Genomic DNA, 14118 nt, shown 5'->3' on the forward strand with positions numbered 1-14118 from the left:
TCAGGCACGCGCGAGCGTGACCGTGGCGTTCGGGGCGCCCAACCGGCCCATGGCCGTCGAGCCCGCAAAGGTCACCGCCAGGCCTACCGGCACGGCGTCGTCCAGGATCAGGGTCAGCTCCGTCTCGGCGCCGGCCTGACGCAGTTTCACGCGCGAGCCGGTATCAAGCCCGCCGGCGGATTCGGGATGCACGATTACGCACTCGGCCAGCTGGCCCTCGGGGCTGGTCTGCAGTGGCTCGGCACGGCGCACGAGAGCATCCGTGCTGTAGAGCCCGGCCGCCTGTACGCGATACAGGTCGCCCTGCGCCGGCTCCGGAATGGAAATCTGCGCCTTGTTCATGTTGACCGCAGTATCGAAATTGGCATCCGCCAGCAGGCCCTTCAGCTCGTCACGCACCGCGCGCGAGTCGAGATAGTCCATGCCGCGCTGTTCCAGCAGATTCCCGAGCACGCGCCAGACCTTCCAGCCGGGGCGAGTGTCTTCCTGCGCGCGGGCCGCGGCACGGTAGCTCTGCCAACGGCCCTCGGCGTTCACGAAGGTCCCGGAGTTCTCGAAGCTGGTGGCAACCGGGAGCAGTACATCGGCCACGGCTTCCAGATCCGTATTGGCATAGGCGCTCAGTGCGACCACGAAGCCGGCTTTCTCGAGCGCGGCGCGCAGCGCAACCGGATCGGCCCCGTCACGCCCGGGTTCGATACCGGCGACCACGAAGGCATCCCGACCCTCGGCCAGCATCTCGGCCGCGTTCCGGCCGGCGACCTCGACTTCGGCCCCGGCCGGGCCGCGGTGCGGCAGCACGCCGGCCAGCCAGGCACCCGCGGCACTGGCGCCGGCCGGCAGGTATCCCAGACGGGCGTCGGTGTGCTTGGCGATCCAGCCGGCCAGGGCGCGCAGGGTCGCAAAGGCCGGCCCGTGGATCGCGACCTGGCCCAGCAGGACATGGCCCTGCTCGGCATCCAGCAGCGACTTGGCAATGTGTTCGAACGCGGCCCGCGTATCGGCGTCATCGGCCTCGGCGGCCTTGACGACCTTTTCCAGCTTCTTGGGCAGCGACTTGCCGGCGGCGGCCAGTTGCCCGGCCACACCCGCCAGGGCCATGACCTGATCGCGCTCGTGGCCGACCAGCTGGGCCTGAACCGGATAGGTCAGATCCAGCAGCATGTCATTGATCAGGCTGACCCGCGCCCCGCGCGAGGCCGCCTTGCGCAGGCGATGGGCGAGCAGCGGCTGTTCGCGGCGCGGATTGCAGCCCACCAGCAGCACGGCATCGGCCGTATCCAGATCGCTAATGGCCGCGCCCAGGTACGGGAACAGCGGCGCGGCCGCCTCGTCGGAGAAATCCACCTGGTCCAGCCGATGATCGATATCGGTGACGCCCATGCCGCGCAGGACCTTCTGCGCCAGGTAGTGTTCTTCCACCGACAGCGACGGCGACAGCAGCGCACCGATGCGGTCGGGGGCAGTCTCCTTCAGGCCCTCGACGACATAACTCAGCGCGGTCTCCCAGGAGACGTCCTGCCACTGGCCGTCCACCTTCATGCGCGGGCGGGTCAGGCGATCCTCGGCGTACAGGCCGGTGTAGCTGAAACGGTCGCGGTCGGAGATCCAGGTCTCGTTGACCGCCTCGTTGTCGCGCGGGACCACGCGCATTGCGCGCCCGTCGTGGGTATGCAGGTGGAGGTTGGAACCGACCGCGTCGTGCGGGGCGATGGTCGCGGCCTGCGACAGCTCCCAGGCACGCGCGGTGTAGCGCGACGGCTTGGCGGTCAGCGCGCCAACCGGGCACAGGTCGATCACGTTGCCCGACAGTTCGTGGGCCACGGTCTTCTCTACGTAGGTGCCGATGCGCATATGCTCGCCACGCCCGGTCGCGCCCAGTTCGCGCACGCCGGCGATCTCCTCGCCAAAGCGCACGCAGCGGGTGCAATGGATGCAGCGGGTCATCTCGGTCTCGATCAGCGGACCGATATCCTTGTCCTTCACCACGCGCTTGGCTTCGGTGTACTTGGACACACTGTCGCCGTAGCCCATGGCCACGTCCTGCAGCTCGCACTCACCACCCTGATCGCAGATCGGGCAGTCCAGTGGATGGTTGATCAGCAGGAACTCCATGGTCCCCTTCTGCGCGCGCAGCGCCAGTGGAGACTGGGTGTAGACCTTCATCCCGTCCATGACCGGGGTCGCGCAGGCGGGCAGCGGCTTGGGTGCCTTCTCCACCTCGACCAGGCACATACGGCAGTTCGCCGCCACCGACAGCTTCTTGTGGTAGCAAAACCGCGGAATGCGGATATCGGCATCGTCCGCCACGTCGATCAGCATGGAGCCCTTGGGCGCCTCGATCGTGCGGCCGTCAATCTCGATGCTGACCAGATCCTGCTTCTGATCCTGACTCATGCTCGATTCCTGCTGCGGATGCGCGGGGGGCGTCAGGCGGCGTCTGCCACCGGGCTCCGACCGTGCTGGATGTAGTATTCGAATTCGTGGCGGAAGTGCTTGATGAAGCTGCGCACCGGCATCGCCGCGGCATCGCCCAGGGCGCAGATGGTATGCCCCTCGATCTTGCTGGCCACGTCGTCCAGGCGCTCCAGATCCTCGGGACGGCCCTGCCCTTCCACGATGCGGGTCAGCATGCGATAGAGCCAGCCGGTCCCCTCGCGGCAGGGCGTGCACTGGCCGCAGGACTCGGAGAAGTAGAAGCGCGAGATGCGCTGCAGGGCCTTGACCATGTCGGCGGTCTCATCCATCACGATCACCGCGCCGGAGCCCAGCATGGACCCGGCCTGGGCGATCGAGTCGAAGTCCATGTTGGCCTTCAGCATCACATCGCCCGGGACCACCGGAACCGACGATCCGCCGGGGATCACGGCCTTCAGCTTGCGCCCGTTGAGCACGCCACCGGCCATCTCCAGGAGGTCCTTGAAAGGCGTGCCCAGCGGGATCTCGTAGTTCCCGGGCTTGTTCACGTGCCCGGAGACGGAGAACAGCTTCTCGCCACCGGACTTGGGCACCCCCAGATCGGCGAACCACTGCCCGCCGTTGCGGATGATCGCCGGGATCGAGGCCAGTGACTCGGTGTTGTTGATCGTGGTCGGCTTGCCGTACAGGCCGTAGTTGGCCGGGAACGGCGGCTTGAAGCGCGGCTGGCCCTTCTTGCCTTCCAGGGACTCCAGCAGCGCCGTCTCCTCGCCGCAGATGTAGGCGCCGGCGCCCAGCGACGGGTGGAGATCGAAATCGACCCCGGAACCGAAGATGTCCTTACCGAGATAACCGGCGTCGTAGGCCTCTTTCAGGGCCGCCGTAAAGCGCGTGTTCACCTCGTCCATGAACTCGCCGCGCATGTAGTTGTAGCCCACCGTCGCGCCGATCGCGTAGCCCGCGATCGCCATGCCCTCGATCAGGGCATGCGGGTTGTACATCAGGATCTCGCGGTCCTTGCAGGTGCCCGGCTCGGATTCGTCCGAGTTGCAGACGATGTACTTCTGGCCCGGGGTGTTGCGCGGCATGAACGACCACTTGAGCCCGGTCGGGAAGCCCGCCCCGCCGCGGCCGCGCAGGTTGGAGGCCTTGACCTCCTCGATCACGTCCTCGGGGGCCATCTTGCCCTTGTAGACCTTCTCCAGCGCCTGGTAGCCGCCGACGCTCTTGTAGGTCTCGAGCGAGGCAGGGTCGTCCAGGTAGCGGGTCGCAAAGCAGATCTGGTTGGCCATGCTACTTCTCCAGACCGTCAAGAATCTCGTCCACCTTCTCGGGGGTGAGATTCTCGTAGTAGACGTGGTCTACCTGCATCATCGGGGCACCACAGCAGGCCGCCAGGCACTCCTCTTCCATCTTCAGGTAGAACTTGCCGTCCGGCGTGCTCTCGCCGAGCTTGATGCCGAGACGATTCTCCAGGTGCTCGATGATCTGTTCCGAGCCGCGCAGCATGCAGGAGATGTTGTTGCACACCATGATGGTGTGCTTCCCAACCGGCTCCAGCTCGTACATCGAGTAGAACGAGCCGACCTCGTACACCGCGATCGCCGGCAGGCCGAGGTACTCGGCCACGGCGTCCATCTTCGCGGTAGAGAGATAGCCGTCCTCGTGCTGCACTGCGCGCAGGGCGCCGAGAACCGCGGAGCGCTTCTGGTCGTCCGGATAGCGCGCCACCCAGGCGTCGATCTCTTCGCGCTCGTGGTGGCTGAGCTCCACCTTCTTGCCGGCGGGCTTGTGGAAGGCGACGGTTTTCTGTTCGGCAGCCATCAGCGGTCGATCTCCCCGAATACGATGTCCTGGGTCCCGATGATCGCGACCACGTCGGCCAGCATGTGGCCACGCGCCATCTCGTCCAGCGCGGACAGGTGCACAAAGCCCGGCGGACGGACCTTCAGGCGATAGGGCTTGTTGGAACCATCCGAGACCAGATACACGCCGAACTCGCCCTTCGGATGCTCGACCGCGGCATAGGCCTCGCCTTCCGGCAGGCACATCCCCTCGGTGAACAGCTTGAAGTGGTGGATCAGGGCCTCCATGTCGGCCTTCATCTCCTCGCGCTTCGGCGGGGTGATCTTGTGATCCTCGAGCAGCACCGGACCCGGATTCTGGCGCAGCCAGTCCACACACTGGCGGATGATGCGGTTGGACTGGCGCATCTCCTCGATCCGCACCAGGTAGCGGTCGTAGCAGTCGCCGTTGACGCCCACCGGGATATCGAAGTCGAGGCGGTCATAGACCTCGTAGGGCTGCTTCTTGCGCAGGTCCCACTCGATGCCGGAGCCGCGCAGCATCGGGCCGGTAAAGCCCAGCTGCATGGCACGTTCGGGATCGACCACGCCGATGCCCACAGTGCGCTGTTTCCAGATACGGTTGTCGGTCAGGAGGGTCTCGTACTCGTCCACGCAGCCCGGGAAGCGCTCGGTAAAGGCCTCGATGAAGTCCAGCAGCGAGCCCTGGCGAACCTTGTTCAGGTCGTCCACCACTTCCTGAGATTTCCAGGAGGACGGCTGGTACTGCGGCATGGTCCCCGGCAGGTCGCGCGCGACCCCACCCGGACGGTAGTAGGTCGCGTGCATGCGCGCACCCGAGACCGCCTCGTAGCAGTCCATCAGGTCCTCGCGCTCGCGGAAGGCATACAGGAACACCGCCATCGCGCCGATATCCAGCGCGTGGGCGCCCAGCCACATCAGGTGATTCAGGATGCGGGTAATCTCGTCGAACATTACCCGGATGTACTGTGCCCGCAGCGGGGCCTCGATCTGGAGCAGCTTTTCCATCGCCAGCACGTAGCCGTGCTCGTTGGCCATCATCGACACATAGTCGAGGCGGTCCATGTAGCCGATAGACTGGTTGTACGGCTTGCTCTCGGCGAGCTTCTCGGTCCCGCGGTGAAGAAGGCCGATATGCGGGTCGGCGCGCTGCACGACCTCGCCATCCATCTCCAGCACCAGGCGCAGCACGCCGTGGGCGGACGGATGCTGCGGCCCGAAGTTCAGGGTGAAGTTGCGAATCTCAGGCATTCTCGGCTCCTTCGCCTGGCTTCTCGCCCTCGCTGTAGCGATGGTCGTCGCGGATCACCTTGGGCACCAGCACACGCGGCTCGATGGTCACCGGCTGGTACACCACGCGCGCCTGTTCGGCGTCGTAGCGCATCTCCACATGACCGACCAGCGGGAAGTCCTTGCGGAACGGATGACCGACGAAGCCGTAGTCCGTGAGGATGCGGCGCAGGTCCGGGTGCCCGGAGAACAGGATCCCAAACAGGTCGAAGGCCTCGCGCTCGAACCAGTTGGCCGAGGCCCAGACCTCCACCAGCGACTCGATCTCGGGGAATTCGTCATCGGCCAGCCAGGCGCGCATACGCAGGCGACGATTGTGCTGGATCGACAGCAGTTGCACGGCCACGGTGAAGCGTGGCCCGTCCCAGAGGCTGTCTTCCGGCGCGTCGTCGAACGTGAAGCGCCCGGAGGTGGCCGCCTCGACCCCGCGGGAGAAACCCGTGTTGGTCGCGGACTCCGTGCCCCACTCGTCCTGGCCGTATTCGAGATAGTCCACTCCACACAGGTCGATCAGCATCTCGAAGCCGAACGCGTCGCGCAGCTTCTCGGCGGCCTCGCGCCAGGACTCCGGCCGGATATCGACCGTGACCTCGTCATAGGCCTCGGTGACCGTCTCCAGGGCGTCGCCCAGTTCCGCCCGCAGGGCGTCGATCCAGTTGTCTTGTTCAGCCATCTGAAACCCCGGGTGCGTCAGCGCGCGATGGTGTTCGTGCGCCGGATCTTGTTCTGCAGCTGGATGATGCCGTAGAGCAGTGCCTCGGCCGTGGGCGGACAGCCCGGCACGTAGACATCCACCGGCACGATGCGGTCGCACCCGCGCACCACGGCATAGGAGTAGTGGTAGTAGCCGCCGCCATTGGCGCAGGAGCCCATGGAGATCACCCAGCGCGGCTCGGGCATCTGGTCGTACACCTTGCGCAGCGCCGGCGCCATCTTGTTGACCAGCGTGCCGGCGACGATCATCACGTCGGACTGGCGCGGGCTGGGCCGGAAGATGATCCCGAAGCGGTCGAGGTCATAGCGCGCGGCACCGGCGTGCATCATCTCGACCGCACAGCAGGCGAGCCCGAAGGTCATCGGCCACAGGGAGCCGGTACGGGCCCAGTTGATGAGCTTGTCAGCCGAGGTGGTGACGAAGCCCTTTTCAAGAACGCCTTCTATTCCCATTCCAGCGCCCCCTTCTTCCACTCATAAATGAATCCGACGACCAGAATGAGCAAAAACACGGCCATCGCAAGAAGCCCGAACAGGCCAATGGCATCCAGCGATACCGCCCACGGGAAGAGAAATGCGATCTCGAGATCGAAGATGATGAAGAGGATCGCGACCAGGTAGAAGCGCACATCGAACTTCAGCCGCGAGTCCTCGAAGGCCTCAAAGCCGCACTCGTATGGCGAATTCTTCGCGGCGTCGGGCTTGCGCGGCCCGACGGCCATCCCGACCACCAGCGGCACGATGCCGATCACGATCCCCACTGCGATGAACAGCAGGATGGGTAGATAACCTTCCAGCATGTCTCTCTCCCGTACACCGCCCTCGGGCGGGTCGGTTCGCAGGGTGCCGCGTGGATCCGGCGCGTCCGCGAGCCGTTCTAGCGTTGCTGGTTGAATGCACCGGTTGGTGGCCACCTCGATGGACGAGGCAAGGGCGCATACCGGGCACGGAGTCTAGGTGAACCGTGAAAACGGTGTCAAGTATTTGTAATTTTATAAGTTACTGATTTTATTTTGGTTTGACTCCTGACGCCGATTCTCGAACGTCGCCAGGGGCCTTCGAAATGGTGCAGATGGTGGGACTCGAACCCACACGGCTTTCGCCACTACCCCCTCAAGATAGCGTGTCTACCAATTCCACCACATCTGCCTGTCTAAGAGGCCGCGGTCGCCGGCCTATTCAGGTACGTCGGCCGGGCGGTCGGAGGCCGGGGCATCCGATTCGTCATCCCGGGGTACTGTACCGGGAATGCCTTCCGGAATATCACCCTCCTCGCGCATCTCTTCCGCTTCGAGCTGATCCATCAGGCTTTCGGCCTGAGGCGTCGAGGAGGCGAGATAGGCCAGCGTCAAGCTGTTCACGAAGAACACAACAGCCAGAAACGCGGTCGAGCGGCTCAGAAAATTGGCCGACCCGCGCGCACCGAACACGGTCGCGGACGCACCACTGCCAAAGGCCGCCCCCGCGTCGGCACCCTTGCCATGCTGCATCAACACGAGGGCGATCAGGGCGATCGAGACCGAGACCTGAACGACCAGGAGCAACCCGTAGATCATGCCGCGACCCGCTCGGCCGCCGCACGGGCGATCGCGGTAAAGGCATCGGCGTCCAGCGAGGCGCCACCGATCAGCCCGCCGTCGATGTCTTCCAGCGCCAGCAGGCCCGCGGCGTTGTCCGCCTTCATGCTGCCGCCGTAGAGGATACGCAGATCCGCAGCGACACGCGGGTCGCGGCCCGCCACTCGGTTGCGGATAAAGGCGTGCACTTCCTGCGCCTGATCGGGCGTGGCGGTCAGGCCGGTTCCGATTGCCCAGACGGGCTCGTAGGCGATCACGGCGCGATCGAAGGTCTCGACGCCGGCGGCATCCAGCACCGCATCCAGCTGCTCGGCCACCACGGATTCGGTGCGCCCGCCTTCGCGGTCACTCTTCTGCTCGCCAACACACAGGATGGGCGTCAGGCCAGCGGCCTGGGCGGCGATGAACTTGGCCGCCACCCATTCGCTGGTCTCGTTCTGGCGCTCGCGCCGCTCGGAGTGGCCAACGATCACGTAACGGCAGCCCGCCTCAGCCAGCATGGAGCCGGCCAGCTCACCGGTATACGCGCCCTTTTCCTGGTCCGAGCAATCCTGCGCACCGACCTCGATCACGCTACCCGACAGGGTCTCGGCAATCTCGGCGAGGTAGACGGCGGGCGGACACACCGCGACGTCGACACCCTGCAGGTCACCCAGACTGCCCTTCAGGGCCGACAGGAGGGCGCGGTTCGCTTCGCGCGAACCGTTCATCTTCCAGTTACCGGCGACCAGCGGCTTGCGCATGCGGATCTTCCTCCTGCGAGAACGGTCGGATCCGCGCGGATACACGGAGTCCGATCATGATGATTAGAGCGGCGGGATGTTACCGGCGCACCCGGTGCAAATCAACCGAGCCCAGGTCCGGGCAAACGGGCGGCCTGTCCCGTGAAGAATCACCCATCGGCCGACGACGCCCGCAGACCGGGATCAAACAGCCGCGCGGATGCTGTCGGCGATGCGCTCGGCGGCCTGACGGGTAATGACTTCGTCCTCGGCCTCGACCATCACGCGCACCAGGGGCTCGGTACCGGACGGGCGCAGCAGGACACGCCCGTGCGCACCCAACTCGGCCTCAACCGCGGCGACCTCGGAGCGCACGGCGGGCGCCTCCAGACAGCCATTGGCCTTGCCCGAGACCGGGACGTTCACGAGGCACTGCGGGAGCTTCGGGATCTTCGCCGCGAGCTCCGCGAGCGAGCAGCCGGTGCGATGCATCAGGTGGGCGACCTGCAATGCCGCAACGGTCCCGTCACCGGTCGTCGTGTGCTCCAGGCAGACGATGTGCCCGGATCCCTCTCCGCCCAGCATCCAGGCGCGCTGACGCAGCTCCTCGAGCACGTAGCGATCACCCACCTTGGCGCGAACAAACGGGATCCCGTGCTCGCCCAGGGCATTCTCGAGCCCAAGGTTGGTCATCAGCGTACCGACCACGCCGCCCTGGAGCAGGCCCGACTGCTGACGATCGAGGGCGAGAATCCCCAGGATCTGGTCACCATCGACCACGTTGCCGTTCGCATCGGCCAGGATCACGCGGTCACCGTCACCATCGAGGGCGATCCCGAGGTCAGCCCCGGAGGCCTTCACCTGCTCGGCCACGACCTCCGGGTACAGCGCGCCCACGCCGGCGTTGATGTTATAGCCATCCGGGCGGGCACCCAGGATTTCCACCTCGGCCCCGAGTTCCTCGAATACCGGCGGGGCGACGTTGTAGGTCGCGCCGTGGGCACAATCGACCACGACACGCAGGCCGCGCAGCTCGGAGCGCGCCGGGATCGCGCTCTTGCAGAACTCGATGTAACGCCCGGCGGCATCGGCGATACGGACGGCCTTGCCGAGGTGGGCCCCGTCCACCGAGCGCTGCGGCTCTTCCAGCCGTGCCTCGATAGCCTCCTCCACCGCATCCGCGAGCTTGTCGCCCTCCGGGGTGAAGAACTTGAATCCGTTATCGTGAAACGGGTTGTGCGAGGCGCTGATCACCACACCGGCGGTCGCACGGAACGTCCGCGTGAGATAGGCCACCGCGGGCGTCGGCATCGGCCCCAGCAGGGCGACATCCAGGCCCGCAGCCGACAACCCGGCCTGCAGCGCCGACTCGAACATGTAGCCCGAGACCCGGGTGTCCTTCCCCACGAGCACCGGACCCTGACGCTTGGCCCGCGCGCCCAGCACCTCGCCTACCGCATAGCCCAGACGCAGCGCGAATTCGGGCGTCATCGGCCAGTCGCCTGTACGCCCACGAATCCCGTCGGTGCCGAAATAACGCCCCATGCCGCTTGCTTCTCCCTTAATACTGAATACGAATCACGACTGACGGGAGCCCCGCCACGCCTGTGGTGTCAGTGCGGAGTATAGCGCCAGCGCATCGTGTGTCCCTGCGACATCGTGCACACGCAGGACACGCGCGCCGGCCTGCGCCGCCAGTAACGCCGCAATCGCGGAACCGGCGTCACGTTCCTGCACCGGGCAATCCCCCAGCAGGGCACCAATCATCGACTTGCGCGAGACCCCCACCAGCAGCGGGGACCCGAGCTCGGCCAGCGCGGGCAGCGCATGGAAGAGTGCCAGGTTGTGCTCCAGCGTCTTGCCGAATCCGAAGCCCGGGTCCAGCAGCAACTGCTCGGCTGGCACGCCATCGCGCGCGAACGCCTCGCGCCGATCGCGCAGAAACGCGCCCACCTCCCGCGCGACGTCATTGTAGTGCGGGGCCTGCTGCATGGACTGCGGCTCCCCCTGCATGTGCATCGCGCACAGGGCTACACCCTGCTCGCGGGCGGCGGCCACGGCGGCCTCCCAGGCCCCCTCGGCGCGAAACCCGTTAACGTCGTTCAGCAGCGTCGCCCCGGCCGCCACGGCCTCGGGCATCAGGGCCGGCTTCATCGTGTCCACCGACAGCGGGACATCCAGTTCCGCGGCAAGGGCCTCGACCACCGGCAACACCCGCCGCCGTTCCTCGTCCAGTGCGACCGGCTGCGCCCCCGGACGCGTCGACTCGCCCCCGATATCGATCAGGTCAGCGCCCTGCTCCACCATCGTGCGGGCATGCTCCAGGGCCTGTTCCACACGCTGATGTGCGCCGCCATCGGAGAACGAATCGGGCGTGACATTCAGGATGCCCATGATCCGCGGGCGATCCAGCGCCAGCCGATGCCTTCCGCAGCGCAGGACCGCAGGCGCGCCTTCCGTATCCATGCCCATGTCTTTGCCTCCCCGCCAAAATGAAAAGGCCGCCAAGGAGTCCCTGGCGGCCCATGGTGGCCTTTCGCCACCGGAGTGATACCTCGCTCGATCAGGACTGCGGGGCAGGCCCGCCGACGACACCCTTGCTGTCGTCGTCCTCGCGGCCGTCGTCGGAATCGCCAGCGGGCTCGTCACTCGCCTGCGCCGACCCACCGGATCCGCTATCGCTGTCCCAGTCCGCCGGTTCTCGGGGCTCGCGTCCGGCCATAATGTCCTCGATCTGCTTGTCATCGATGGTCTCGTACTTCATCAGCGCCTTGGCCATCGCGTGCAGTCTGTCGAGGTTGTCCAGCAGGATCTGCTTCGCATTCTGGTAGTTCGTGTCGATGATCCGGCGCACCTCGGCGTCGATCTGGCGCGCGGTCTCGTCGGACATCGGCTTGGACTTCGCCCCCATCTGCCCGCCGAGGAACGGGTGCCCTTCCTCTTCGCCGTAGTCCAGCGGACCCAGCTTCTCGGAAAGACCCCACTTGGTCACCATGTTGCGCGCAATCTGTGTGGCGCGCTCGATGTCGTTGGAGGCACCGGTGGTCACCTTGTCGTCGCCAAAGATGATTTCTTCCGCCAGACGCCCCCCAAAAAGGCTCGCCAGCTGGCTCTCCAGTCGGGTCTTGGAGTGGCTGTAGCGATCCTCCTCGGGCAGGAACATGGTCACACCCAGGGCCCGTCCACGCGGAATGATGCTGACCTTGTAGACCGGGTCGTGCTCGGGGACCGTGAGCCCGACGATCGCGTGCCCCGCCTCGTGGTAGGCCGTCAGCTTCTTTTCGTCCTCGGACATCACCATGGACTTGCGCTCGGCGCCCATCATGATCTTGTCCTTGGCGCGCTCGAAGTCGCTCATGTCGACCAGGCGCTTGCCGGCCCGGGCCGCAAACAGGGCCGCCTCGTTGACCAGGTTCGCCAGGTCCGCGCCGGAGAAGCCCGGCGTGCCACGCGCGATGAGGTCCGGACGCACGTCTTCGGCGATCGGCGTCTTCTTCATGTGGACTTTGAGGATCTGCTCGCGGCCACGCACGTCCGGCGGCGGCACCACCACCTGGCGGTCAAAGCGGCCCGGGCGCAGCAGCGCCGGGTCGAGCACGTCCGGGCGGTTGGTCGCGGCGATCACGATGATGCCCTCGGTGCCCTCGAAGCCGTCCATCTCGACCAGGAGCTGGTTCAGGGTCTGCTCGCGCTCGTCGTGACCGCCACCCATGCCGGCGCCACGCTGGCGTCCGACTGCGTCGATCTCGTCGATAAAGATGATGCAGGGGGCGTGCTTCTTGGCCTCGGAGAACATGTCACGCACACGCGAGGCGCCCACACCCACGAACATCTCCACGAAGTCTGAACCGGAGATACTGAAGAACGGGACCTTGGCCTCGCCGGCAATGGCCTTGGCCAGCAGGGTCTTCCCGGTACCCGGCGAGCCGACCATCAGGACGCCACGCGGGATCTGGCCACCGAGCTTCTGGAACTTGGACGGGTCACGCAGGAAGTCGACCAGCTCGGAGACCTCTTCCTTCGCCTCGTCACAGCCGGCCACGTCGCCGAAGGTAACCTTTACCTGGTCCTCGGACATCAGCTTGGCCTTGGACTTGCCGAAGGACATCGCCCCACGGCCGGCGCCACCGCCACCCTGCATCTGGCGCATGAAATAGATCCACACGGCAATCAGCAGCAGCATCGGGAACCAGGAAATCAGGATGCTCATCAGCAGCGAACGCTCGGCATCCTCCTGTGCATTGATCTCCACATTGTTCTGCAGCAGATCACCGATCAGGCCGGTGTCATTGGGATTGACCGTGGTGAAGCGCTGACCCTCGATGGTCTGGCCACGGATCTTGTCGCCCTCGATGGTGACGCTGTCGATCCGACCGCCCTGCACATCCCGGATGAACTCGGAATAGGTAATACTCCGCACATCCTGCTGCTGTTGCGGGCTGAAGTTATTGAATACCGACATCAGGACGATCGCGATAACCGCCCAGATGATCAAATTCTTGGCCAGACCGTTCAAAACGCCACCTCGAAAAACTTTTACCTACGTGGATTCTCGCGAGCTTTACACATCCCGAGGGCCACGCGCCAATACGTACACTTCGCGTGACCGTGGGCGCGAGGCTTGCGGTTTGCGCACCTGCACCTTCTCGAACCGGCGCCGTACCTCGGCCAGGTAGGCGTCCGATCCCTCGCCCTGAAACAACTTGACCAGCATCGCACCCCGAGGGTTCAGCACATCGCAGGCCAGCTCCAGCGCCAGCTCGCACAAATGGATCGAGCGCGGCTGATCGATGGCATCCGTACCCGTAAGGTTGGGGGCCATATCGGAAAGCACAAGGTCGGCGCGCTGCCCGTCCAGCGCCTCCAGGATCGCCTGCAGGACTGCATCCTCGCGAAAGTCACCGGTAATGATCGTGGCACCGGGCACGGGATCCATCGGCAGGATGTCGGAGGCCACGAGCACCCCCTTGCGACCGATCTTCTGTGCGGCGTACTGCGTCCAGCCACCCGGCGCGGCCCCCAGGTCCACCACGCGCATGCCCGGTTTGAGCAGTCGGTCACGTTCGTCGATCTCCTGCAACTTGTACACGGCGCGACCGCGATAGCCCTCCTGCTGCGCCCGCTGCACGTACGGGTCGTCGAAGTGCTCCTTCAGCCAGCGCTGACTGGAACGGCTACGCTTGGGCACCGTGGTTCTCCTGGCTCAGGCACGCGATCCGCGTGCTACAATTTGCGTGTTCCAATACCGAATCAAATCCCACGTGAATCTGACCGACGCGCAACGCCGCCACCTGCGCAGCCTCGCCCACCCGCGCAAGCCCATCGTGACCATCGGCCGCAATGGCCTGACGGACGCCGTGGTCAAGGAGCTGGAACAGGCACTGGCACATCACGAACTGGTCAAGATCAAGGTCAATATCGGCGACCGCGAGGTTCGCAATGGTACGGTCGAGGACCTGTGCGAACGCACGGGTGCGGCCCTGGTCCAGCGAATCGGCTACGTGGCGACCCTGTTCCGGCGCAATCCGGACGAGCCCAAGGTTACCCTCGACCCGGCCTGATCCCAGCCGC

14 protein-coding genes and 1 tRNA gene are annotated in these 14118 nt (G+C 65.6%); 1 reads left to right on the forward strand and 14 read right to left on the reverse strand.

Annotated elements, in window-relative coordinates; genetic code table 11:
• The 14 genes from nuoG to rlmE all read right to left on the reverse strand — a co-directional run bounded on the left by nuoG (nucleotide 1) and on the right by rlmE (nucleotide 13735).
• Entirely contained in the window at nucleotides 1–2397 is a 2397-nt protein-coding gene (gene nuoG / locus G015_RS0105215; RefSeq protein ID WP_018138273.1) for an NADH-quinone oxidoreductase subunit NuoG, read from the reverse strand.
• Nucleotides 2398–2429: 32 nt separating this feature from the next.
• Nucleotides 2430–3710 carry an NADH-quinone oxidoreductase subunit NuoF gene (gene nuoF, locus G015_RS0105220; protein ID WP_018138274.1) on the reverse strand — a complete coding sequence of 427 codons (1281 nt, stop codon included), beginning with the start codon at nucleotides 3708–3710 and terminating at the stop codon, nucleotides 2430–2432.
• 1 nt (nucleotide 3711) lies between these two features.
• On the reverse strand, nucleotides 3712–4242 hold the full coding sequence (gene nuoE, locus G015_RS0105225; RefSeq protein ID WP_018138275.1) for an NAD(P)H-dependent oxidoreductase subunit E: 531 nt from the start codon (nucleotides 4240–4242) through the stop codon (nucleotides 3712–3714).
• A complete protein-coding gene (locus G015_RS0105230) occupies nucleotides 4242–5495 on the reverse strand; it encodes an NADH-quinone oxidoreductase subunit D (RefSeq protein WP_018138276.1) in 1254 nt (417 codons plus the stop codon). Before G015_RS0105230 ends, nuoE begins: the two co-directional genes overlap by 1 nt.
• Nucleotides 5488–6207, reverse strand: a complete 720-nt coding sequence (locus tag G015_RS0105235; RefSeq protein WP_018138277.1) for an NADH-quinone oxidoreductase subunit C — start codon at nucleotides 6205–6207, stop codon at nucleotides 5488–5490. The genes G015_RS0105230 and G015_RS0105235 overlap by 8 nt, the downstream gene beginning before the upstream one ends.
• 17 nt (nucleotides 6208–6224) lie before the next feature.
• A complete protein-coding gene (locus tag G015_RS0105240; RefSeq protein WP_012982122.1) occupies nucleotides 6225–6701 on the reverse strand; it encodes an NADH-quinone oxidoreductase subunit B family protein in 477 nt (158 codons plus the stop codon).
• The gene (locus G015_RS0105245) at nucleotides 6692–7048 is read right to left on the reverse strand and encodes an NADH-quinone oxidoreductase subunit A (RefSeq protein WP_012982121.1); all 357 of its coding nucleotides are present in this window, start codon (nucleotides 7046–7048) and stop codon (nucleotides 6692–6694) included. Before G015_RS0105245 ends, G015_RS0105240 begins: the two co-directional genes overlap by 10 nt.
• 264 nt (nucleotides 7049–7312) lie before the next feature.
• A tRNA-Leu gene (locus tag G015_RS0105250) sits at nucleotides 7313–7397 on the reverse strand.
• 26 nt (nucleotides 7398–7423) lie between these two features.
• Nucleotides 7424–7804, reverse strand: coding sequence for a preprotein translocase subunit SecG (secG, locus tag G015_RS0105255; RefSeq protein ID WP_018138278.1), 381 nt, complete (start codon nucleotides 7802–7804; stop codon nucleotides 7424–7426).
• Nucleotides 7801–8568, reverse strand: coding sequence for a triose-phosphate isomerase (gene tpiA / locus G015_RS0105260; RefSeq protein WP_018138279.1), 768 nt, complete (start codon nucleotides 8566–8568; stop codon nucleotides 7801–7803). Before tpiA ends, secG begins: the two co-directional genes overlap by 4 nt.
• Nucleotides 8569–8751: 183 nt before the next feature.
• Nucleotides 8752–10092 carry a phosphoglucosamine mutase gene (glmM, locus tag G015_RS0105265; protein ID WP_020146266.1) on the reverse strand — a complete coding sequence of 447 codons (1341 nt, stop codon included), beginning with the start codon at nucleotides 10090–10092 and terminating at the stop codon, nucleotides 8752–8754.
• A gap of 33 nt (nucleotides 10093–10125) precedes the next feature.
• Nucleotides 10126–11019: a dihydropteroate synthase gene (folP, locus tag G015_RS0105270; protein ID WP_018138281.1), complete on the reverse strand. Its 894-nt coding sequence runs from the start codon at nucleotides 11017–11019 to the stop codon at nucleotides 10126–10128.
• A gap of 91 nt (nucleotides 11020–11110) precedes the next feature.
• A complete protein-coding gene (ftsH, locus tag G015_RS0105275; RefSeq protein WP_018138282.1) occupies nucleotides 11111–13063 on the reverse strand; it encodes an ATP-dependent zinc metalloprotease FtsH in 1953 nt (650 codons plus the stop codon).
• A 45-nt stretch (nucleotides 13064–13108) separates the two neighbouring features.
• Complete coding sequence (rlmE, locus tag G015_RS0105280) at nucleotides 13109–13735, reverse strand: 23S rRNA (uridine(2552)-2'-O)-methyltransferase RlmE (protein WP_019024748.1); 627 nt, start codon at nucleotides 13733–13735, stop codon at nucleotides 13109–13111.
• 73 nt (nucleotides 13736–13808) lie between these two features.
• Between rlmE and yhbY the strand changes: the two genes are divergently transcribed.
• Nucleotides 13809–14108, forward strand: coding sequence for a ribosome assembly RNA-binding protein YhbY (gene yhbY / locus G015_RS0105285; RefSeq protein ID WP_019024749.1), 300 nt, complete (start codon nucleotides 13809–13811; stop codon nucleotides 14106–14108).
• Nucleotides 14109–14118 lie beyond the last annotated feature (10 nt).

It is taken from the genome of Thioalkalivibrio sp. ALJ15 (assembly GCF_000383695.1).
Lineage (GTDB): Bacteria > Pseudomonadota > Gammaproteobacteria > Ectothiorhodospirales > Ectothiorhodospiraceae > Thioalkalivibrio.